The 20,062-nt window shown below is 62.5% G+C and carries 20 protein-coding genes; 6 read left to right on the forward strand and 14 right to left on the reverse strand.

Annotated elements, in window-relative coordinates:
• Positions 1-68 precede the first annotated feature (68 nt).
• The 3 genes from WN982_RS02250 to WN982_RS02260 all read left to right on the forward strand — a co-directional run bounded on the left by WN982_RS02250 (position 69) and on the right by WN982_RS02260 (position 3,431).
• A complete protein-coding gene (locus WN982_RS02250) occupies positions 69-794 on the forward strand; it encodes a DsbC family protein (RefSeq protein WP_341314190.1) in 726 nt (241 codons plus the stop codon).
• Positions 795-889: 95 nt separating this feature from the next.
• On the forward strand, positions 890-2,680 hold the full coding sequence (locus tag WN982_RS02255) for a PDZ domain-containing protein (protein ID WP_341314191.1): 1,791 nt from the start codon (positions 890-892) through the stop codon (positions 2,678-2,680).
• A 154-nt stretch (positions 2,681-2,834) separates the two neighbouring features.
• A complete protein-coding gene (locus tag WN982_RS02260; RefSeq protein ID WP_341314192.1) occupies positions 2,835-3,431 on the forward strand; it encodes an NAD(P)H-dependent oxidoreductase in 597 nt (198 codons plus the stop codon).
• A gap of 104 nt (positions 3,432-3,535) precedes the next feature.
• On the opposite strand, the gene WN982_RS02265 is transcribed toward WN982_RS02260, so the two are convergent.
• From WN982_RS02265 to rpe, 8 genes are all read right to left on the reverse strand, one after another.
• A complete protein-coding gene (locus WN982_RS02265) occupies positions 3,536-4,372 on the reverse strand; it encodes a uracil-DNA glycosylase (RefSeq protein ID WP_341314193.1) in 837 nt (278 codons plus the stop codon).
• 195 nt (positions 4,373-4,567) lie between these two features.
• Positions 4,568-5,194 carry a CYTH domain-containing protein gene (locus tag WN982_RS02270; protein WP_341314194.1) on the reverse strand — a complete coding sequence of 209 codons (627 nt, stop codon included), beginning with the start codon at positions 5,192-5,194 and terminating at the stop codon, positions 4,568-4,570.
• Positions 5,195-5,231: 37 nt separating this feature from the next.
• The gene (gene trpC / locus WN982_RS02275; RefSeq protein WP_341314195.1) at positions 5,232-6,017 is read right to left on the reverse strand and encodes an indole-3-glycerol phosphate synthase TrpC; all 786 of its coding nucleotides are present in this window, start codon (positions 6,015-6,017) and stop codon (positions 5,232-5,234) included.
• An 18-nt stretch (positions 6,018-6,035) separates the two neighbouring features.
• Positions 6,036-7,067: an anthranilate phosphoribosyltransferase gene (trpD, locus tag WN982_RS02280; protein ID WP_341315698.1), complete on the reverse strand. Its 1,032-nt coding sequence runs from the start codon at positions 7,065-7,067 to the stop codon at positions 6,036-6,038.
• Positions 7,068-7,084: 17 nt separating this feature from the next.
• Entirely contained in the window at positions 7,085-7,678 is a 594-nt protein-coding gene (locus WN982_RS02285) for an aminodeoxychorismate/anthranilate synthase component II (RefSeq protein ID WP_341314196.1), read from the reverse strand.
• A 13-nt stretch (positions 7,679-7,691) separates the two neighbouring features.
• Complete coding sequence (gene trpE, locus WN982_RS02290) at positions 7,692-9,185, reverse strand: anthranilate synthase component I (protein ID WP_341314197.1); 1,494 nt, start codon at positions 9,183-9,185, stop codon at positions 7,692-7,694.
• A gap of 371 nt (positions 9,186-9,556) precedes the next feature.
• On the reverse strand, positions 9,557-10,273 hold the full coding sequence (locus WN982_RS02295) for a phosphoglycolate phosphatase (protein ID WP_341314198.1): 717 nt from the start codon (positions 10,271-10,273) through the stop codon (positions 9,557-9,559).
• A 15-nt stretch (positions 10,274-10,288) separates the two neighbouring features.
• The gene (gene rpe / locus WN982_RS02300) at positions 10,289-10,972 is read right to left on the reverse strand and encodes a ribulose-phosphate 3-epimerase (protein WP_341314199.1); all 684 of its coding nucleotides are present in this window, start codon (positions 10,970-10,972) and stop codon (positions 10,289-10,291) included.
• Between the two features lie 276 nt (positions 10,973-11,248).
• Here rpe and apaG point away from each other — a divergent pair, with 276 nt between their 5' ends.
• The gene (gene apaG / locus WN982_RS02305) at positions 11,249-11,623 is read left to right on the forward strand and encodes a Co2+/Mg2+ efflux protein ApaG (protein ID WP_341314200.1); all 375 of its coding nucleotides are present in this window, start codon (positions 11,249-11,251) and stop codon (positions 11,621-11,623) included.
• Positions 11,624-11,669: 46 nt separating this feature from the next.
• Here the strand turns inward: apaG and WN982_RS02310 are convergent, their stop codons facing one another.
• A complete protein-coding gene (locus tag WN982_RS02310) occupies positions 11,670-11,915 on the reverse strand; it encodes a hypothetical protein (protein ID WP_341315872.1) in 246 nt (81 codons plus the stop codon).
• Between WN982_RS02310 and WN982_RS02315 the strand changes: the two genes are divergently transcribed.
• Positions 11,860-12,984 (forward strand): MltA domain-containing protein, encoded by a 1,125-nt coding sequence (locus WN982_RS02315; protein WP_341314201.1) that lies wholly within the window; start codon positions 11,860-11,862, stop codon positions 12,982-12,984. The genes WN982_RS02310 and WN982_RS02315 overlap by 56 nt on opposite strands.
• 124 nt (positions 12,985-13,108) lie before the next feature.
• Here WN982_RS02315 and paaK read toward each other — a convergent pair whose 3' ends face one another.
• The 5 genes from paaK to paaN all read right to left on the reverse strand — a co-directional run bounded on the left by paaK (position 13,109) and on the right by paaN (position 18,858).
• The gene (paaK, locus tag WN982_RS02320) at positions 13,109-14,413 is read right to left on the reverse strand and encodes a phenylacetate--CoA ligase PaaK (RefSeq protein ID WP_341314202.1); all 1,305 of its coding nucleotides are present in this window, start codon (positions 14,411-14,413) and stop codon (positions 13,109-13,111) included.
• A 110-nt stretch (positions 14,414-14,523) separates the two neighbouring features.
• Complete coding sequence (gene paaI / locus WN982_RS02325; protein WP_341314203.1) at positions 14,524-14,985, reverse strand: hydroxyphenylacetyl-CoA thioesterase PaaI; 462 nt, start codon at positions 14,983-14,985, stop codon at positions 14,524-14,526.
• 1 nt (position 14,986) lies between these two features.
• The gene (gene paaG / locus WN982_RS02330) at positions 14,987-15,778 is read right to left on the reverse strand and encodes a 2-(1,2-epoxy-1,2-dihydrophenyl)acetyl-CoA isomerase PaaG (protein ID WP_341314204.1); all 792 of its coding nucleotides are present in this window, start codon (positions 15,776-15,778) and stop codon (positions 14,987-14,989) included.
• A 49-nt stretch (positions 15,779-15,827) separates the two neighbouring features.
• The gene (gene pcaF / locus WN982_RS02335; protein WP_341314205.1) at positions 15,828-17,030 is read right to left on the reverse strand and encodes a 3-oxoadipyl-CoA thiolase; all 1,203 of its coding nucleotides are present in this window, start codon (positions 17,028-17,030) and stop codon (positions 15,828-15,830) included.
• A gap of 127 nt (positions 17,031-17,157) precedes the next feature.
• Positions 17,158-18,858 (reverse strand): phenylacetic acid degradation protein PaaN, encoded by a 1,701-nt coding sequence (gene paaN / locus WN982_RS02340; protein WP_341314206.1) that lies wholly within the window; start codon positions 18,856-18,858, stop codon positions 17,158-17,160.
• 131 nt (positions 18,859-18,989) lie between these two features.
• Between paaN and WN982_RS02345 the strand changes: the two genes are divergently transcribed.
• Positions 18,990-19,766: an enoyl-CoA hydratase gene (locus tag WN982_RS02345; protein WP_341314207.1), complete on the forward strand. Its 777-nt coding sequence runs from the start codon at positions 18,990-18,992 to the stop codon at positions 19,764-19,766.
• Positions 19,767-20,062: the final 296 nt, after the last annotated feature.

The following is a 20,062-nucleotide window of genomic DNA, read 5'->3' on the forward strand; positions in this document are numbered from 1 at the left end:
GCCATTCTGGTCAGACCAGTCACGTCGCAAAAACGCGCACCTTACGCGCTAGAACCCAGGAATTCAGCATGAAAAAATCCTTCCGCATCGCAGCTGTCGCGCTCGCGATCGCCGCTGTGGCAATCGGTTGCTCCGCGCAGGCCGATCAAGCCACCGACAAGCTCAAAGCCACGCTGCAAACGCGTCTCGCCGACGTGACGATCAAGAGTGTCACGAAGTCGCCGATTGCCGGCCTCTACGAAGTGAACCTCGGCACGCAGATCGTCTATAGCGACGCGAACGGTGATTACCTCATGCTCGGCGACATCGTCGATGCGAAGACGCGCAAGAATCTGACGGAAGCGCGTCTGTCGGAAACCAACCGTATCGATTTCGCGAGCTTGCCGTTCGCAAATGCCGTGAAGGTCGTGAAGGGCAACGGTGCGCGCAAGATCGCCGTGTTCTCCGATCCGAACTGCCCGTACTGCAAGCAGCTCGAAACCACGCTCAAGTCGATCGACAACGTGACGGTTTACACCTTCCTGTACCCGGTGCTGTCGCCGGATTCGACAGCGAAGTCGAAGTCGATCTGGTGCTCGAGCGACCGCGCGAAGGCGTGGGAATCGTGGATGCAGGACCATCAGGCGCCGACCGCAGCCGGCACGTGCGATACCGCCGCGCTCGACAAGAACCTGGCGCTCGGCCACGCAATGAATGTCGAGGGCACGCCCACCGTGTTCCTCGCCGACGGCCGCCGCTTGCCCGGCGCGGTGCCGGCAGACCGGCTGGATAAGGAAATGTCCGCCGTGCGCTGAGCACGCAACACGAATTGAACAGAGGAGGCGCGGCGTGCGCCTCCTTTCACATCAAGCCCCGCACATCCTCGCCTGAAATCTCCTAACCGCCGCCGATGAAGCCGATCCGCTACACCATCGTTGCCAAGCAACCCGCCGCCCATCTGTTCGAAGTCACCGTGACCGTCGCCGATCCCGATCCGGCCGGCCAGCGTTTCACGCTGCCGGTGTGGATTCCGGGCAGCTACATGGTGCGTGAATTCGCGCGCAACATCGTCACGCTGCGTGCCTTCAACGACGCGGGCCGCAAAGTGCGCATCGAGAAGACGGACAAGCAGACGTGGCAGGCTGCGCCGGCCAAAGGCGCGCTGACGCTGCGCTATGAGGTGTATGCATGGGATCTGTCGGTGCGCGCGGCACATCTGGACGACACGACCGGCTTTTTCAACGGCACCAGCGTGTTTCTGTCGCCGCTCGGTCACGAGGAAGCGCAGTGCGTGGTCGATATTCAGAAGCCGGAGGGCGCGGCGTATCGCAACTGGCGGGTCGCGACCGCGTTGCCGGAAGTGCGCGGCACCAAGCGCTACGGTTTCGGCGAGTACCGCGCGCAGAACTACGACGAGCTGATCGATCATCCTGTTACGTTGGGTGAATTCGCGCTGGCGACGTTCAAGGCGCACGGCGTGCCGCACGACATCGTGATCGCCGGGCGGGTGGTCGGGCTCGACATGGCGCGGCTGTCCGCCGACCTGAAGCGCATCTGCGAAGCGCAGATCGCGTTGTTCGAGCCGAAGTCGAAGAAAGCGCCGGTCGAGCGCTATGTGTTCATGACGCAGGCTGTTGCCGACGGTTACGGCGGCCTGGAGCATCGCGCCTCGACGGCGCTGATCTGCAGCCGCGGCGATCTTCCGGTGGAAGGCCGCGAAGCGCTCACCGAAGGCTACCGAACCTACCTCGGCCTGTGCAGCCACGAATATTTTCACACGTGGAATGTGAAGCGCATCAAGCCGGCCGTGTTTGCGCCGTACGACCTGACCCGCGAGAACTACACGTCGCTGCTGTGGCTGTTCGAAGGCTTCACGTCGTATTACGACGACCTGATTCTGGTGCGCAGCGGCGTCATTTCGCAGGAAGACTATCTCGGCATGGTCGGCAAGGTGATCGGCGGCGTCCTGCGCGGCAGCGGCCGCCAGAAGCAGACGGTCGCCGAGAGCGCGTTCGACGCGTGGGTCAAATATTACCGGCAGGACGAAAACGCACCGAACGCGATCGTCAGCTATTACACCAAGGGCTCGCTTGTCGCGCTGGCGTTCGATCTGACGATTCGCGCGCAAACCAATAACCGCAAATCGCTCGATGACGTGATGCGTCTGCTGTGGCAACGCTTCGGGCGGGACTTCTATCGCGGCAAGCCAGTCGGTGTCGAAGAAAGTGAGATCGAGGCGATTTTCGCGGAAGCGACCGGCGCGCACCTGGGTGAACTGTTCGCCGACGCCGTGCACGGCACGCGCGACCTGCCGCTCGACACGCTGCTGGCGCCGTTCGGCGTCACGCTCGCACCCGACCTGGACAAGAACGGCAAGCCTTCGCTCGGCGCGCGCGTGCGCGGCGGCGCGGATTGCACGTTGACGGCGGTCCACGACGGCAGCGCGGCGCAAAAAGCCGGGCTGTCGGCGGGCGACGTGCTGATCGCGATCGACGGCCTGCGCGTGACCGGCTCGAATCTTGACACGCTGCTGTCGCGCTATCTGCCGGGCGCGAAAGTTGAGGTCCACGCGTTCCGCCGCGACGAGCTGCGCACCGCGCAAGTCAAACTGGACGGGCCTGAGGTGGCGCGTTACAAGCTCACCGTGAGCGACAAGCGGCCCGCCGCGCGCAAGTCGCGTGACCGCTGGCTGGCAAGCTGATCGTAATCCTGGCCGTCGCAAATTGACGGTTCAGGGCGGCGGATTGTTCTATCCATGCAACAATCCGTCGCTGCCGGATGGCTTTTTCCCGGGCCGGTAAAAAAACACAATGGCTCCACTCGCGCAACACTGCGCGCCCCTACTGGAGTCAACCATGACCACGATCCTGCAAATCAACTCGGCAGCCCGCTCGCAAGGCGCGAACTCGACGTTGCTCGTCAACGAGCTGACCGCCAAGCTGCAACAATCGAATCCGGGCGCGCAAGTCGTCGTCCGTAACCTGCAAGCTGAACCGCTGCCGCATCTGGACGACGCCGTCCTCGGCGCGTTCTTCACGCCGGCCGACCAACGCACGCCGGAACAAGCCGCGATTTCTGCACGCAGCGAAGCGCTGATCGCCGAACTGCAAGCCGCCGACATCGTCGTGATTGGCGCACCGATGTACAACTTCGGCATTTCGTCGCAGCTGAAGACGTACTTCGACTTCATCGCACGCGCTGGCATCACGTTCCAGTACACGGCGAACGGTCCGGAAGGTCTCGTGAAGGGCAAGAAGGTTTACGTGGTGTCGGCACGCGGCGGCAAGTATGTGGGCACCCCGAACGACAGCCAAACCCCGTACCTGAAGAGCTTCCTCAGCTTCCTCGGCATGACCGACGTGAACTTCATCTACGCCGAAGGCCTGAACATGGGCCCGGACGCAGCTGGTGCAGCGCTGGCGAGCGCGCGCGAAGCGATCGCTGCTGCGTAAGGATTGCTCTGCCGCGTCAGTTTCATAGCGGTGAATGAAAAAACGCCACGGAATGTGAGTTCCGTGGCGTTTTTGTTTTTGCTTCAGCGCTGACGAACGCGGCTTTACGCGAGCATTTGCGCTTCGTCGGGCAAGCGCCAATCGATCGGTTGGCGGCCGTGGCTGGCGAGATACTCGTTGGCCGACGCAAAATGCCCGCACCCGAGGAAGCCGCGATGCGCTGACAGCGGCGACGGATGCGGCGCTTCCAGCACGTAATGCGACTTGCCACCGAGCAGCGCGCGCTTCGCTTGCGCGTGCGCGCCCCACAGCATGAAGACGAGGCTGTCGTGGCGCATCGCCAGTTCGTGAATCAAGGTGTCCGTGCATTTCTCCCAGCCGCGTTTCGCATGACTCGCGGCCGAATTGCGCTCGACCGTCAGCACCGTGTTCAGCAGCAGTACGCCTTGCCTGGCCCACGCGTCGAGGCAGCCGTGACGCGGCGGCTCGTAACCGAGGCTCGCGGCGATTTCCTTGAAGATGTTGCGCAGCGACGGCGGCGGACGCACGGCCGGCGGCACGGAAAACGCGAGTCCGTGGGCTTGCGGCGTGCCGCGGTCTTCGCCGTGGTACGGGTCCTGGCCGAGGATCACGACTTTTACTTCGTCGGGACTGGTCAGGCGCAGCGCGCGAAATACGTCGGCGGGGTAGACGGTTTTGCCGGCCGCGCGCTTACCGTCGACGAAGCGGCACAGCGGCGCGTAGGCGTCGCTTTCGGTGAACGGGCGGAGATGCTCGCGCCATGCGGGTGGCAGCGCGGCGAACTGGGCTTCTAGCGTTGGCGGGGCATCGGTGCTGGCTGATTGCATCTGCATTGCCGTTGCGTTGACGGGCGTGGCGGTGGCGTCGCCGAACAACGAGGCTTGCGACGGATTGGAGCGGTTGCGGGAAGCTGAGGTCATGGCGGGCAAGTGTCGCAGCAAACGCGCCGTTGCTCAAGATGCGTCTGCTGCGCGGCGTTGGGGCGCATAGGGCAGTCTGACGGGAAGCGGGCGGAGCGGGTGTCACGCGGCGGCGCGTGGTTGGCGTGTAAGGCGGAGACCCGAACTGCAGCCGGGCCGACAAGCGCGCCGCGTCGTCGCGCATGTCACCACCGCTCAGGCTGCCCGCAACTGATACCCGCGTTGTGCCTTGCTGATGTTGTCCGGCGCAAGGCCGGCGACCCGTTTGCCGAGTTCGCTCGCAAGCGTGTTGAGCGCGCCTTCGTCACCGGATTTCAGTTCGAGTTCGACTTCCGAGATCGGCGCGCGGCGGGTTTCGCCGTTCACTTCGGCGAGCACGTCGCCTTGGTCGATCGCGGCTTCGACTTCGGAGCCGTCCAGTTCGATATGCCAGAGCGTGCGCGTGAAATTCGTGCGGAACAGTTCGATCAACTCCGGCGCTGCCTGACGCAAAGCCTCAGCAGCAGCGGGTTCGTCGCACGCGTGCAGTAAAGCGTCGATCTCCAGTTTTTCACCGGCCACCGGCATTTCCCATTCATGCCGGCTGTGCAAACCATTCTTCGCATTGCCCACCGTCTTGAAGGTTTGCAGCCAGCCGTCCGGCGTGTGCCGCAGGCGCAGCGCGCTCTTTGCACTCGCTAAAGCCAGTTTGGGCGTATCGAAGTAAATATTTGCCAGTTTGATCGGGCAGCCCTCGTCGCCGGTGCGCGCGACGAACCATTGCGTCGCCGCTGTCACCTGCGCAGCCGGCAGCGCCAGCTTGATTTCACGTTCCATGCCCATGATTTGTTCCGCTACATGCTGCGTGTTGAAGCTGCGTTCAGAAAAACATCCGCGCCAGTTCTGCCCCCGGCTCTTCTGCGCGCATGAACGCCTCGCCGACGAGGAACGTATGCACGTTCAGCGCCCGCAACCGTTCGACATCGCCGCGTGACAGGAGACCCGACTCGGTGACGACGATCCGGTCGTCCGGGATCGAGTCGAGCATGCCGATGGTCGTGTCGATCGACGTCTCGAACGTGCGCAGATTACGGTTGTTGATGCCGATCAGCGGCGTCTTCAGCGTGAGCGCTTCAGCCAATTCGTTGCCGTCGTGCACTTCGACCAGCACCGCGAGACCCAGCGAATGCGCGAGCGCTTCGAGGTCCTGCATTTCCGAGGTGTCGAGCGCGGCGGCGATCAGCAGGATCGCGTCGGCGCCCATCGCGCGGGCTTCGACGATCTGATACGGATCGACGATGAAGTCTTTACGCAGCACCGGCAGGCTGCAGGCGGCGCGCGCTTGTTCGAGATACGCGACGCTGCCCTGGAAGAACTGCACGTCGGTGAGAACGGAGAGACAGGCTGCGCCGTGTTTTTCATACGAGCGGGCGATATCCGCCGGCACGAAATGCTCGCGCAGCACGCCTTTGGATGGGCTCGCCTTTTTCACCTCGGCGATCACGGCGGCAAGACCTGCTGCGTGTTTCGCGCGCAATGCGCCGACGAAATCGCGGATATCGCGCGACGACGCCTCGAGGCGCAGTTCTTCAAGCGGCGCGCTCTGTTCGGCCGCGCGGACTTCTTCGCGTTTGACCGCGATGATGCGGTCGAGGATGTCGCTCATGAGTGTCTCGCTACGTAGTTACTGCTTGAATTGCTGGGTGAAGCGGATCAGTTCGTCGACCTTCGCGCGTGCTTTGCCGCTCGCGATCGCTTCCCGCGCCAATTGGATGCCGTCCGCAATCGATGCCGCCACGTTCGCCGAATACAGCGCCGTGCCCGCATTCAGCGTGACGATTTCGCGCGCGACGCCAGGTTTGTTGTCGAGCGCTTCGAGCAGCATGACTTTGGATTCGGCCGCGTCGGCCACTTTCAGCGTGCGGTTCGACACCATCTGCATGCCGAAGTCTTCCGGATGGATCTCGTACTCGTGCACCTCGCCGTCGCGCAGTTCGCCGACTTGCGTGGCTGCGCCGAGCGAGACTTCATCCATGCCGTCCATACCGTACACCACCAGCACGTGTTTCGCGCCGAGGCGCTGCATCACGCGCACCTGAATGCCGACGAGGTCGGCGTGGAATACGCCCATCAGCTGATTCGGCGCGCCGGCCGGATTGGTCAGCGGCCCGAGAATGTTGAAGATGGTCCGCACGCCGAGTTCGCGGCGCACCGGCGCGATGTTCTTCATGGCCGGATGATGGTTCGGCGCGAACATGAAACCCATGCCGGTTTCCGCAATCGACGCCGCCACCTGTTCCGGCTGCAGGTCGATATTCACACCGAGCGCTTCGAGCACGTCCGCGCTGCCGGACTTGCTCGACACGCCGCGATTGCCGTGCTTCGCAACCTTCGCGCCGGCTGCGGCGGAGACGAACATCGTCGCCGTGGAAATGTTGAAGGTGTGCGAACCGTCGCCGCCGGTGCCGACAATATCGACGAAGTTCGAGTTGTCCTGCACCTCGACGTGCCGGGCAAATTCACGCATCACCGTGGCGGCAGCGGTGATTTCGCCGATGGTCTCTTTTTTGACGCGTAAGCCGGTGATGATCGCCGCCGCCATCACGGGCGACAGTTCGCCGCGCATGATGAGGCGCATCAGGTGCAGCATTTCGTCGTGGAAAATTTCGCGGTGCTCGATCGTGCGCTGCAACGCTTCCTGGGGCGTAATCGTCATGATGTCGTCTCTCTTCATCAAGCGTTGCGTGGTGTTGCGGCGGCCTTCGACTGCTTCAAGAAATTCTCGAGCAGCGCGTGGCCGTGTTCGGACAGGATCGACTCCGGATGGAACTGCACGCCTTCTACAGCCAGTTCCTTGTGACGCACGCCCATGATTTCGCCGTCCTCGGTCCATGCGGACACTTCGAGGCAGTCGGGCAGCGATTCGCGTTCGATCGCGAGCGAGTGGTAGCGAGTTACGACGAAATGCTTCGGCAGGTCGGCGAATACGCCTTTGCAGTCGGTTTCGATAGTGCTCACCTTGCCGTGCATGATGGTTTGCGCACGCACCACGCGGCCGCCGAACGCTTCACCGATCGCCTGATGGCCGAGGCAGACGCCGAGAATCGGCATCTTGCCGGCGAATTCGCGCAGTACGTCCAGCGTAATGCCCGCGTGTTGCGGGTTGCTCGGGCCAGGCGACAGGCAGATGCGCTCGGGGTTGAGCCTGGCGATTTCGTCCAGCGTGATTTCGTCGTTCCGATAGGTGCGCACGTCTTCGCCGAGTTCGCCGAAGTACTGCACCAGGTTGTAGGTGAACGAGTCGTAGTTGTCGATCATTAGCAGCATGGTCTGTCTCCGGTCAGAAGTCGCTATCGAGGCCGTCTTGCACTTGCTCGGCGGCGCGCAATACCGCACGCGCCTTGTTCTCGGTCTCTTGCCATTCGGATTCCGGCACCGAATCCGCGACCACACCCGCTGCCGCCTGCACATACAGATTGCCGTTATGGATCACGCCGGTGCGAATTGTGATGGCCATGTCCATTTCGCCCGTGAACGACAGATAGCCGACCGCGCCGCCATACAAACCGCGCTTCACGGGTTCCAGTTCGTCGATCAACTCCATTGCGCGGACCTTCGGCGCGCCGGACAGCGTGCCGGCCGGGAAGGTGGCGCGCAGCACGTCGAAATTGGTGGTGCCGGGCTTCAGCTTGCCTTCGACCGAACTCACGATGTGCTGCACGTGCGAGTACTTTTCGATCACCATCTGATCGGTGACGGTCACCGAGCCGATCTGCGAAATACGGCCGACGTCGTTACGCGCGAGGTCGATGAGCATCACGTGCTCGGCGATTTCCTTCGGATCGTTCAGCAGTTCGGTGGCGAGTTCCGCATCGCGTTCCGGCGTATTGCCGCGCGGCCGCGTGCCGGCGAGCGGGCGGATCGTCACGATGCGGTCTTCGCCGCGCTTTTCCTGGCGCACCAGGATTTCCGGCGACGCACCGACCACGTGGAAGTCGCCGAAGTTGTAGTAATACATATACGGCGACGGATTCAGCGAGCGCAGCGCGCGATACAGCGACAACGGATTGTCGCGATACGGCTTGGTCAGACGCTGGCCGACCTGAACCTGCATCAATTCGCCGGCGGCGATGTATTCCTTCGCCTTGCGCACGGCGGCCAGATAGTCGTCTTTCGCGAATTCGCGGTAGGTCTCGGTGCGCACGCTGGCCGACGTGACCGGCGGCTGCACGGTCGTGCGCAAACGCTGACGCAATTCACGCAGACGTTGTTTGGCCTTTGTGTAGGCCTCGGGCTGCGTCGGATCGGCGTAGACCACCAGATAGAGCTTGCCCGCGAGGTTATCGATCACGGCGACTTCTTCGGTCAGCAGCAACTGGATATCGGGCAGGTTCAGATCGTCTTTCGGCGCGGTGTGAGCGAGCTTTTTTTCGATGTAGCGCACTGCGTCATAGCCGAAGTAACCAGCGAGCCCGCCCGCGAAACGCGGCAAGCCCGGGCGTTGCGCGACTTTGAAGCGGCTCTGGAATTGCTGGATGAACTCGAGTGGATCGCCTTCGTGCGTTTCGACGATCTTGCCGTCCCGCACCACTTCCGACACGCCGTTGCGGGTGCGCAGCAGCGTGCGCGCCGGCAGGCCGATGAACGAATAGCGGCCGAAGCGTTCGCCGCCCACCACCGATTCCAGCAGGAACGAGTTGGCGCCGTTGCGTTCGCTTTGCGCGAGCTTCAGGTAGAGCGAGAGCGGCGTTTCGAGGTCGGCGAGCGCCTCGGCGATCAGCGGAATGCGGTTGAAACCCTCGTTGGCGAGGGACTGGAATTCGAGTTCGGTCATGTTCCGATCCTGTTCGTACGTCCGGCGGCGGCGTGCGTCGGACAAAGCGGGGCGTTGCGCGGCCGGTCAGGCGTTCGTTCGACGTTTCGACACGATCATACCGACCGGCGCGAGTTTCCCATCGACGCATGCAACGGGTTTCAGCACATAGCGGTACTTTGCGGGTACACGAAGGCCGAATCAACCGATACAGCGAAACAAGGTGATGGAAAAAACGCGTGAGCGCAGCGAAGTAAAAAACGGTTGCCGAAGACGAGCTTCAGCGTACCTCAGGCGAGGTTAGCGCGACCAGCGACGCCAGGGCCAGGCTCCCCGGTCGATGCTAATCAGACTCCGTTTTTTATTCAGAAACATGAGGATGAAGGGACTTTTCAAGTCGTGGATTGGTGCGCTGCGATAGCCTTCGCGGCATCGAGCAGCGAGGCAACTATACCATCGGATTTTATTGTTTGTATAGCTTGGCCGTGGTTGTAGCCGTAAGGCACCGTCAGCGTCGCCATGCCCGCGGCGCGGCCCGCCAGCGCGTCGTTTTCCGAATCGCCGATGGCTACCGTGGCTTGCGGCTCGACACCTAACTGTGCCGCGGCGGTGAGCATCGGCAACGGATCCGGTTTCTTTTTCGGCAGGCTGTCGCCGCCGAGCACGACGTTGAAATACTGGTTGAGCCCGTACTGCTGGAGCAATTCAACCGCGAAACGATGCGGTTTGTTGGTGACGCAGGCGAGCTTGAGGCCGGCATCGCGCATGGCGATCAGGCCGGCTTCGACGTCGGGATACAGCCGCGTGTGCAAGCCATTGATCTTCGCGTACTCCGCCTGATAGATCGCAAGCGCCTCGTCGAAACGGTCCTGCGCATGGGCCGTTTCGAAGCGTGGCGCCAGCACGCTGCGGATCAGATGCTCCGAACCCTTGCCGACATAGCCGACCACTTCCTCGCGCGAAGTCTCTGTCGCGTCGAGTTGCGCGAGCATGCCGTTCAGGCCGGCGGTGAAATCGTCGGCGGTGTCGATCATCGTGCCGTCGAGATCGATGAGCGCGGCTTGCAGGCGCGGACCGGTGAAAGTCGGGGCAGGGAATGCAGACGTCATGCTCAGTATTCGATCTCAGTGCTGGATGTTGGCGAGCGCGCTACGCATCTTGTCGATCACGGCCTTGTGATCCGGCGCGCCGAAGATCGCCGAGCCGGCCACGAACGTGTCCGCGCCAGCCGCCGCGATTTCGGCGATGTTGTCGACCTTCACGCCGCCGTCCACTTCGAGATGAATCTCGCGGCCGGTCTTTTCCTTGTACGCGTCGATCCGCTTGCGTGCCTCGCGTAGCTTGTTGAGCGCCTCGGGAATGAACGATTGACCGCCGAAGCCCGGGTTCACCGACATGATCAGCACCAGGTCGAGCTTGTCCATCACGTGATCCAGATAATTCAGCGACGTAGCCGGATTGAACACGAGACCGGCCTTGCAGCCGTGGTCGCGAATCAGCGACAGCGTGCGGTCGATATGGTCCGAGCCTTCGGGATGGAAGCTGATCAGGTTGGCGCCGGCCTTGGCGAAATCCGGCACGATGCGGTCGACCGGGCGCACCATCAGATGCACGTCGATCGGCACGTCCACGTGCGGGCGGATCGCTTCGCAGACGAGCGGGCCGATCGTCAGATTCGGCACATAGTGGTTGTCCATTACGTCGAAGTGAATCCAGTCGGCGCCGGCGGCGACAACGTTACGGACTTCTTCGCCGAGGCGCGAAAAATCGGCGGAAAGGATGCTGGGAGCGATGCGGAATTGCGTCATGGCAGGGGCGGAGGCAGGCGGGAAAACGCCATTTTACCGGTTTGCGCGGTTGCGAACTGGCTCGCGGGCGCTTCGATGTGGGTTTCGAATGGCGTGCCGCACGTGACAAAACACCCTAAAACCCCTTGGCCGAAGGGATTTGTCCGGTTGCGGGCGTGCCGCGCATCAAGCAGAATGCCAAACCATAAGCGCCGCTTCGCCTATGTGCCCGCAAACCATTGGCGTTCGGGCCTCCCCGCGATTTTCCCGCCCCCGTTTCACTAGACCGGAATCAGGATGAGCCAGTACGAATTCAGCGTCTCGGCGCAGGTGCAGTATCTGCCCGAAGAGTCGGACCCGGAGCGCCGCCAGTATGCGTTTGCATACACGCTGACTATCCGTAACAGCGGCCAGGTGCCTGCGCAACTGATTGCGCGCCACTGGGTGATCACCGATAGCGACAAGAACGTGCAGGAAGTGAAAGGTCTTGGCGTGGTCGGCCATCAGCCGCTGCTCAAACCCGGCGAGCAGTTCGAATATACAAGTTGGGCGGTGATCGCCACACCCGTTGGCACGATGCGCGGCGAGTATTTCTGTGTGGCTGAGGACGGTGAACGCTTCGACGCACCCGTGCCCGAGTTCATCCTGCGCATGCCACGCACGTTGCATTGAACCGAGGGCGCGGCCCGCGGTCTTTAAAGAGCTTTACTGTGCAGCGTTACTGCGGTTTTTGCTGCTTTTGCTGTTCACTACTGTTGGCGCGCGCGGCTTTTTTCTTGCCGGACGACGTCCACACAACGATAAAGACGAGCAGGAAGAGCGCGAGGAGCGATTCCAGCGCGAAGATGAGCATCGGGTATTCGTCGAACAGATCAGACATGGCGGTTTCCATCAAGAACGAACATTGTATGCGTTTTGTCCGCACGGCCGGGGCATGGCTCGGGGCGCTTTCGGTTGCTGTCATGCTGGCTTCCTGCGGCGGCGGCGGTGCAGTCCGGCCTTCAGTTTCGCCACCCACAGGCGCCGCGATCATACCCGGACAGATTGCCCCGGCGCGGCTCACAGCAGTGGCCTGGCAGCAAGTGCCGGGCTGGCAGGACGACTCGCTGATCGGCGCAACGGCCGCGTTACGGCAAAACTGTCTGAGGCTGGCGCGACAACCGAACTGGGCGCGCGCATGTGCGGCGGCCGCGCAGATCGACGACCTCGACGTCACCAGCGCGCGTGCATTTTTCGAGGCCTATTTCACGCCTTTCCAGCTAGCCAACAACGACGGCACGCTCGACGGTCTCGTCACCGGTTACTACGAGCCGTTGCTGCGCGGTTCGCGCACGCGGCACGGCGTGTACCAGATTGCGCTGTATCGCTGGCCGTCCGGTTATCGCGCCGGCGCGCCGCTGCCGGCGCGTGCGCAACTCGAGCGCGCGGGCGTGCTAAACGGGAATGAACTGGTGTGGGTCGACGATCCGATCGAAGCGTTCTTCCTGCAAGTGCAAGGGTCCGGGCGCGTCGTGATGGAAGACGGCAGCGTGATGCGGGTCGGCTTTGGCGGCACGAACAATCAGCCGTACAAGTCGATCGGACGCTGGCTGCTCGATCGCGGCGAACTCACGCCGGCGCAGGCGACCATGCAGGGCATCAAGGCATGGGCTCGTGCTAATCCGGCACGGGTCGACGCGCTGCTCGACACGAATCCGCGTTTCGTGTTCTTCCGCGAAATGCCGTCCGGCGAGAGCGTACCGAGTGGTGGCGCCGACGGTCCGATCGGTGCGTTGGGCGTGCCACTGACGCCGGAACGGTCGATTGCCGTTGACCCGTCTTCGATTCCGCTCGGTACGCCGGTGTTTTTGCAGACCACGCGTCCGTTGACGAACTCGCCGATGAATCGCCTCGTATTTGCGCAGGACACGGGTTCCGCGATCAAAGGCGGCGTGCGCGCCGATTACTTCTGGGGCCTCGGCGACGACGCGGGCGATCTGGCCGGCAAGATGAAGCAGGGTGGCCGGATGTGGTTGCTGCTGCCGAACTCCTGAGGGATTGGCGGCGCGCGGGCGGCATTGTCCTGATTGGAAATGCCGCCCTTGCCCGATCTTTTACTCTGGTGTGTTGCGGTTGCGGTTGCCTTCTGCTTTCACTCACCAGCGGCCGTCCGCCGGTTCAAGGCCCGGACTTGCGCTTGTCCACGACTCGTCGCGCCTTGCCCACCGAACGCTCGATCCCGTTCACAGCCAGCACATTGACTACCGCGCTGACGCCGATCAGCGCCTTGATGTCATAGGTCAGCGCTTGTTTTGCCGTGTGCAGCGCGGCTGTATCCGGCGCTGTTTCCGGGCAGGGCTCGACGTTCAGCGTCAATACATCGAGCGGACCCTCCTTCGTCAGCACGATTTGATAGTGAGGCGCAAGGGCGTGCTGCTTGAGCAGCAATTCTTCGATCTGCGTGGGGAACACGTTGACGCCGCGTACGATCATCATGTCGTCCGAGCGGCCGGTGATCTTTTCCATCCGGCGCATGGTGCGGGCGCTGCCCGGCAAGAGGCGCGTCAGATCGCGCGTCCGGTAACGGACGATGGGCAGTGCTTCCTTGGTCAACGATGTGAACACCAGTTCGCCGAGTTCACCGTCCGACAACACCTCGCCGGTTTCGGGATCGATGATCTCGGGATAGAAATGATCTTCCCAGATGGTCGGGCCGTCTTTGGTCTCGACACACTCCGATGCCACGCCAGGTCCCATTACTTCGGATAAACCGTAGATATCGACCGCGTCGATACCCATGCGTTTTTCGATTGCATGCCGCATGTCGTTGGTCCACGGCTCCGCGCCGAAGATGCCGATGCGCAGCGAGCAGCTGGCCGGATCGACGCCTTGCCGCTCGAGTTCATCGGCGATCGACAACATGTAGCTCGGTGTCACCATGATGATGTCCGGGCGGAAATCCTGGATCAGTTGCACCTGCTTTTCAGTCTGGCCGCCGCCGAACGGGATCACTGTCAAGCCCGCGCGCTCAGCACCGTAGTGCGCGCCGAGGCCGCCCGTGAACAGGCCATAGCCGTAGCTCACGTGTACCTTGTCGCCACGCTTCGCGCCGGCGGCACGGATCGAACGCGCCACGAGATTCGCCCACGTGTCGATATCGCGCGCGGTGTAGCCGACCACCGTCGGCTTGCCCGTCGTTCCCGACGATGCGTGAATCCGCGATATCTGTTCCTGCGGCACTGCGAACATGCCGAAAGGGTAGTTGTCGCGCAGATCCTTCTTGGTTGTGAAGGGGAAGCGCGACAGGTCGGCGAGGGTCTTCACGTCGCTCGGATGAACGCCAGCTTCATCGAATTTGCGCCGATAGACTGGCGAATTTTCGTAAGCGTGGTTCAGCGACCATTTGAGCCGTTCGAGCTGAAGCGCAGCAAGTTCGTCACGGCTGGCTGTCTCGATAGGATCGAGTGGGAGGGCGGTAGTCATCGAATGTCTCCTTGCTGCTTCAATGCTTGAGTCTGGTGAGCGGTGCGCGATCGGGTGTGAAAATCGGGGCTGGTCGGCGGGCTGTTATGCATGCGCGATTAATGTGCCGTTCAGTCACCCGTAGGAATCAGGTGGCCTTTGATTCGCGCCGATTTGCCGCGAAACATCGCCACGGTTTCCTGAGCGCGATTCGTCACGCGAATATCGTAAATGCCGGTGCGGCCGCTCAGCGTTTGCTCGATGGCTTCAGCCGTCAGCACGTCGCCGCCGTGTACCGGCCGTAGAAACTCAATCGAGCAGCCCGCCGCGACTGTGTTGATGTTGTACGTGTTGCAGGCGAAGGCGAACGTGGAATCAGCGAGTGTGAAAATCAGGCCGCCATGGCAGATCTGATGGCCGTTGAGGAAGTCGTCGCGCACGGCCATGCGCAAGCGCGCATATCCTGCGCGTACTTCCTCCACTTCTAGTCCGAGCGCACGGCTGCACGTGTCGTTTTCGTACATCGCAGCAGCGGTCGCGCGGGCGAGTTCGTCCGGCGTCATGTGGGCGGGGCGGTTCGGTTGTGTGGACATGTCAGCGCCCCTCGAAGCGCGGCGCACGCTTTTCCACGAACGCTTGCACTCCTTCGGCATAATCGTGCGACGCACCGAGTTCGCGCTGCAAATCGCGTTCGAGATCGAGCTGCTGGTCGAGGGTTTGTGTTGCACCCGCACGCATGGCCTGCTTGATCGCGGCGATGGCGCGCGTGGGCTGCTGTGCGAGTTGGGCCGCTAGCCTGGCCGCGGCGGCGGCGAGCTCCGCGTCATCGACCGTCTGCCAGATCAGCCCCCAGCTTTCGGCCTTCTCCGCGCTCAGTTTGTCGCCGGTGATGGCGAGGCCCAAGGCGCGCGCCATGCCTACACGCTGCGGTAGAAACCACGTGCCGCCCGAGTCCGGCACGAGACCAATCTTCACGAACGCCTGAATGAAGCTGGCCGAGCGAGCGGCAAGCACGAGATCGCAAGCCAGCGCGAGATTGGCGCCGGCGCCGGCAGCCGTGCCGTTGACCGCTGCGATCACCGGCAACGGCAGCGCCTGCAGCCGGCGAATCAGCGGATTGAAATGCTCGTCGATCAGCTCGCCGAGATCGGTCATCGCGCCCGGCGTGAAGTCGAGATCCGCGAGATCCTGCCCGGCGCAGAAGCCGCGCCCCGCGCCGGTCAGCACGAGTGCGCGTGCGCCGGATGTTTCGACCTGGCCGAGCGCGACAGTCAGTTCCTGATGCATCGCGCGCGTAAAGCTGTTGAGCTTGTCCGGGCGGTTTAGCGTGATGGTCGCTACGTGGCTCGAGGCGTCGACGTCGACGCGAATCGCTTCATATGACATTGGGTGTCTCCTCAAAGTCTCTTTGACCGGTGGTCGCGGCGGCTCGATGTCAGAGCCGCTCGATCACCAATGCGATGCCTTGGCCGACGCCGATGCACATCGTGCAAAGCGCAAAGCGGCCGTTGGTTCGTTCCAGCTGATACAGCGCTGTGGTAATCAAACGGGCGCCCGACGCGCCAAGCGGATGGCCGAGTGCAATCGCTCCGCCGTTCGGATTGACCCGTGGATCGTCGTCGCGCAGCCCAAGCGTGCGTAGAACTGCAAGTCCTTGCGATGCGAAGGCCTCGTTCAGTTCGATCACGTCGAATTGGTCGAGCGACATGCCCAGTTGCTTCAGCAGCTTTTGCGTGGCCGGCGCCGGGCCGATGCCCATGATGCGCGGCTCGACCCCCGCCGTTGCCATGCCCACCACGCGTGCGCGGCGACGCAGTCCGTATTGATCGGCAGCCTCCTGATTCGCGAGCAACAGCGCGCAGGCGCCGTCGTTCACGCCCGATGCGTTGCCGGCGGTCACGCTGCCGTCGGCGCGGACCACGCCTTTGAGCTTGCCGAGGCTTTCGAGCGAAGTCTCGCGCGGGTGTTCGTCAAGCGTTACGCGCACGGGGTCGCCTTTCTTCTGCGCGATTTCGACGCCGACGATTTCCTGAGCCAGCGTGCCGTCGCGCTGCGCGCGAGCCGCCTTTTGCTGGCTCGATAGCGCAAAGGCATCCTGATCCGCGCGGCTTATGCTGAATTCGACGGCGACGTTTTCCGCGGTCTCCGGCATCGAATCGACGCCGTATTGGCGCTTCATCAGCGGATTGATAAAGCGCCAGCCGATGGTCGTGTCGTGAATTTCAGCTTGCCGCGAAAACGCGCTACCGGCCTTGCCCATCACGAACGGCGCGCGCGTCATGCTTTCGACGCCGCCCGCGATCATCAGACGCGCTTCGCCCGCCTTGATGGCGCGCGCTGCAGTGCCGACCGCGTCCATGCCCGAGCCGCACAGGCGGTTGATGGTCGCGCCGGGCGCGTTGGTCGGCAAACCAGCCAGCAATGCCGACATACGGGCAACGTTGCGATTGTCTTCACCGGCCTGATTGGCGCAGTCATAGATCACGTCGTCCAGCGCGAGCCAGTCCACCCCTGGATTGCGTTCGATCAGCGCCTTGATCGGTACCGCACCGAGATCATCGGCGCGGACATCCTTCAGGGCGCCGCCGTAGCGGCCGATAGGGGTGCGAATCGCGTCGCAAATGAAGGCGTCGTTCATGTGAAGTTCCTGCTGGGACGGATCGGCGCGAAATGTCAATCCGATGTCTCATGTTAGTTGGGGGGCACGGTGCGGTCCATTCGGCCAAACGGCATAGGACGACAGCCGCGCTTTTGTCTTACGCCGTTCAGCTAGCTACCGCGGGTGCCGCTTTCGGTTCAACATGAACGCGGCTCTGAACTACGCGGAAGCGGTTCGCGACGAATGCGGCGTCGGCTAGCGCGGCGTTTGCTGCCGGATTCGCACCCGTGCCGTGGAAGTCGGAGAAGGCCGCCGATTGATTGACGAATACGCCACCCGTCAAGTTGATCGACAGTGCCACGCCGCCGCGAATCGACGCTTCATGAGCCTCGTCGAGCACAGCTTCGTCCGTGCTGTAGACCGACAGCGTCAGCGCGCCGTGTTCGGCGGCAATCGCGCCGGCGAGATCGAGCGACTGCGCTGTCGAGTCCGTCGCGATTACGAACGAGATCGGGCCGAACCATTCCTTGGTGAACTGTGCCTGGTCCGTGGCGGCATCCAGTTGGAGCACGAGTGGTGTGCGCACGCGTGCGCCGGCAAAAGCAGGGTGCTCGAGCGACTGGCTCGCTACGAGAACGCGGCCGAGCTTGCTCGCTTCGTCGATACGTTGGGTTACGCCGTCGTTCTGAATAGCGCCGAGCAGTTCCACGGCACGGGCTGGGTCGGCAACCAGTTTTTGCACGGCGCCGGCAATGGCTTGAGCGACTTCGTCGAAACCGAGTGCGCCGTCAGCGGTGCGGATGCCGTCGCGCGGCACATAGATGTTTTGTGGTGCAGTACACATCTGGCCCGAGTACAGCGCGAGCGAGAACGCGATATTGCGGGCGGCGGCTTTGATGTCGTCGACCGAGTCGATCACGATCTGGTTGACGCCGGCTTTTTCGGTGTAGACCTGCGCCTGATGCGCATTGCGCTCGAGCCAGGTGCCGTTTTGCGTGCTGCCCGTGAAGTCGATCAGCTTGATTTCCGGGCGCAAGGCCAAATCCTGGACGAGCGGGCCATCGTTCGGTTCGGTCGCCAGCAGGGTGACGACGTTCGGATCGAAACCGGCTTCGCGCAGCACGTCGCGCGCGATTCGCACGGTCAGTGCGAGCGGCAGGATTGCGCCCGGATGCGGTTTGACGATGACCGTGTTGCCGGTGGCCAGATCGGCGAACAGGCCGGGGTAGCCGTTCCATGTCGGGAAAGTGCAGCAACCGAGCACAAGGCCAGTGCCGCGTGGCACAACGGTATAGCGCTTGTGCATTGCAAGCGGCGGATTTTTGCCCTGCGGCTTTTCCCAGTGGGCGTCCGCGGGGATACGGCGCAATTGGTCCCATGCATATACGACGGCTTCGAGCGCGCGGTCCTGTGCATGCGGGCCGCCGGCCTGGAAAGCCATCATGAATGCCTGGCCGGTTGTGTGCATCACGCTGTAGCCAATTTCGAAGCTGGCGCGATTCACGCGGGCGAGGATCTCGAGGCACACGCCGATCCATGCCTGAGGGCCGGCGGCGCGCCATTCGCGCTGTGCGGCACCGGCGGCTGCGATCAGCGCGTCGGGATCGGTTTTCGGATAGCAGACGCCAAGCGCAAACCCAAACGGCGAGACTTCAGCCCCGACGGTTTCGCCGGTCGACGGCTGGTCAAGTTCGAAGGTCTTGTTCAGGTGTGTTTTGAACGCGGCTTCGCCGTCGGCGTTAGCTGTTTCCCCGTACACTTTCGGACTGGGCATCTCGACGAATGGGCTCCAGTAGCCGCGCGTTTCAGCCGCGGTGAGTGCCTTTTGCAGCGTGTCTTCGTGTTTGGTGAATAGCGGATGTGTCATGGCAGAGGGGCTTGGCTGTACGTTGGGAAAAGCCTGTCGAATAATTGACCGACCGGTTGGTTGGGGAATGTTAGCATTATTAAGACGGCCGCGCGAAGCGTTTTCGCGCGCCATTCACACTAGGAGGTGGCATGGCTTACGAGAACATTCTGGTTGAGACGCGGGGGCGGGTCGGGTTGGTCACGCTGAATCGCCCGAAGGCGTTGAACGCTTTGAACGATGCGCTGATGGACGAATTGGGTGCTGCACTACGTGAGTTCGACGCTGATGAAGCGATCGGTGCAATCGTAGTGACGGGCAGCGAGAAAGCGTTCGCCGCCGGCGCCGACATCGGCATGATGGCAACCTATTCCTATATGGATGTCTATAAAGGCGACTACATCACTCGCAACTGGGAAGCGGTGCGCTCTATCCGCAAGCCGATCATCGCCGCGGTGGCCGGCTTCGCGCTTGGCGGCGGCTGCGAGCTGGCGATGATGTGCGACATCATTTTTGCCGCTGACACCGCGAAGTTCGGCCAGCCGGAAATCAAGCTCGGCATCATGCCGGGCGCCGGCGGCACGCAACGTCTGCCGCGAGCCGTCTCGAAGGCGAAAGCAATGGACCTCTGCCTGACCGCCCGTTTCATGGATGCGGCTGAAGCCGAGCGCGCTGGATTGGTCTCGCGCGTGATTCCGGCTGCGTCCTTAATTGATGAGGCAATCGCTGCGGCCGCGACCATCGCAGAGTTTCCTTTGCCTGCGGTGATGATGGTGAAGGAGTCGGTGAATCGCGCATATGAAACAACGCTGGCGGAAGGCGTGCATTTCGAGCGCCGCATGTTCCACTCCCTGTTCGCGACTGAGGATCAGAAAGAGGGAATGGCCGCGTTCGTGGAGAAGCGGAAGCCTGTTTTCAAGCACCGTTAATACGCTTGTCAAAATAACGCTTGCAAGCCGCGGTCCGGCTCGCTAGAATCTCGCTCTTTCGCGCTTCGGACAACGGGGCGCGGGAGGCGGGAGAGCCAGCAATGGCGGGGGTTTCCGAGAGGTCGGGCAGGTTCAGGAAGTTAAAAAAACCTGTTGACGACGTAGCGAAAGTTCTCCATAATCTCGCTTCTCTGCTGCTGATGCAGCGACGCAGAACGAAGCGGTGCCGGGTGGTTGTGAGGTTGACGACGCGCGGTGGCGGTTTGGTGGTGAATGCGCACTCGATCTTTAAAAAT

It is taken from the genome of Paraburkholderia sp. IMGN_8, assembly GCF_038050405.1.
Lineage (GTDB): Bacteria > Pseudomonadota > Gammaproteobacteria > Burkholderiales > Burkholderiaceae > Paraburkholderia.

What these genes read in the sequence shown, in the direction of transcription:
- WN982_RS02250 (WP_341314190.1), top strand. Translation starts at nt 69, where the DNA reads ATGAAAAAATCCTTCCGCATCGCAGCTGTCGCGCTCGCGATCGCCGCT.
- WN982_RS02255 (WP_341314191.1), top strand. Translation starts at nt 890, where the DNA reads ATGAAGCCGATCCGCTACACCATCGTTGCCAAGCAACCCGCCGCCCAT.
- WN982_RS02260 (WP_341314192.1), top strand. Translation starts at nt 2,835, where the DNA reads ATGACCACGATCCTGCAAATCAACTCGGCAGCCCGCTCGCAAGGCGCG.
- WN982_RS02265 (WP_341314193.1), bottom strand. Translation starts at nt 4,372, where the DNA reads ATGACCTCAGCTTCCCGCAACCGCTCCAATCCGTCGCAAGCCTCGTTG.
- WN982_RS02270 (WP_341314194.1), bottom strand. Translation starts at nt 5,194, where the DNA reads ATGGGCATGGAACGTGAAATCAAGCTGGCGCTGCCGGCTGCGCAGGTG.
- trpC (WP_341314195.1), bottom strand. Translation starts at nt 6,017, where the DNA reads ATGAGCGACATCCTCGACCGCATCATCGCGGTCAAACGCGAAGAAGTC.
- trpD (WP_341315698.1), bottom strand. Translation starts at nt 7,067, where the DNA reads ATGACGATTACGCCCCAGGAAGCGTTGCAGCGCACGATCGAGCACCGC.
- WN982_RS02285 (WP_341314196.1), bottom strand. Translation starts at nt 7,678, where the DNA reads ATGCTGCTAATGATCGACAACTACGACTCGTTCACCTACAACCTGGTG.
- trpE (WP_341314197.1), bottom strand. Translation starts at nt 9,185, where the DNA reads ATGACCGAACTCGAATTCCAGTCCCTCGCCAACGAGGGTTTCAACCGC.
- WN982_RS02295 (WP_341314198.1), bottom strand. Translation starts at nt 10,273, where the DNA reads ATGACGTCTGCATTCCCTGCCCCGACTTTCACCGGTCCGCGCCTGCAA.
- rpe (WP_341314199.1), bottom strand. Translation starts at nt 10,972, where the DNA reads ATGACGCAATTCCGCATCGCTCCCAGCATCCTTTCCGCCGATTTTTCG.
- apaG (WP_341314200.1), top strand. Translation starts at nt 11,249, where the DNA reads ATGAGCCAGTACGAATTCAGCGTCTCGGCGCAGGTGCAGTATCTGCCC.
- WN982_RS02315 (WP_341314201.1), top strand. Translation starts at nt 11,860, where the DNA reads ATGCGTTTTGTCCGCACGGCCGGGGCATGGCTCGGGGCGCTTTCGGTT.
- WN982_RS02310 (WP_341315872.1), bottom strand. Translation starts at nt 11,915, where the DNA reads ATGACAGCAACCGAAAGCGCCCCGAGCCATGCCCCGGCCGTGCGGACA.
- paaK (WP_341314202.1), bottom strand. Translation starts at nt 14,413, where the DNA reads ATGACTACCGCCCTCCCACTCGATCCTATCGAGACAGCCAGCCGTGAC.
- paaI (WP_341314203.1), bottom strand. Translation starts at nt 14,985, where the DNA reads ATGTCCACACAACCGAACCGCCCCGCCCACATGACGCCGGACGAACTC.
- paaG (WP_341314204.1), bottom strand. Translation starts at nt 15,778, where the DNA reads ATGTCATATGAAGCGATTCGCGTCGACGTCGACGCCTCGAGCCACGTA.
- pcaF (WP_341314205.1), bottom strand. Translation starts at nt 17,030, where the DNA reads ATGAACGACGCCTTCATTTGCGACGCGATTCGCACCCCTATCGGCCGC.
- paaN (WP_341314206.1), bottom strand. Translation starts at nt 18,858, where the DNA reads ATGACACATCCGCTATTCACCAAACACGAAGACACGCTGCAAAAGGCA.
- WN982_RS02345 (WP_341314207.1), top strand. Translation starts at nt 18,990, where the DNA reads ATGGCTTACGAGAACATTCTGGTTGAGACGCGGGGGCGGGTCGGGTTG.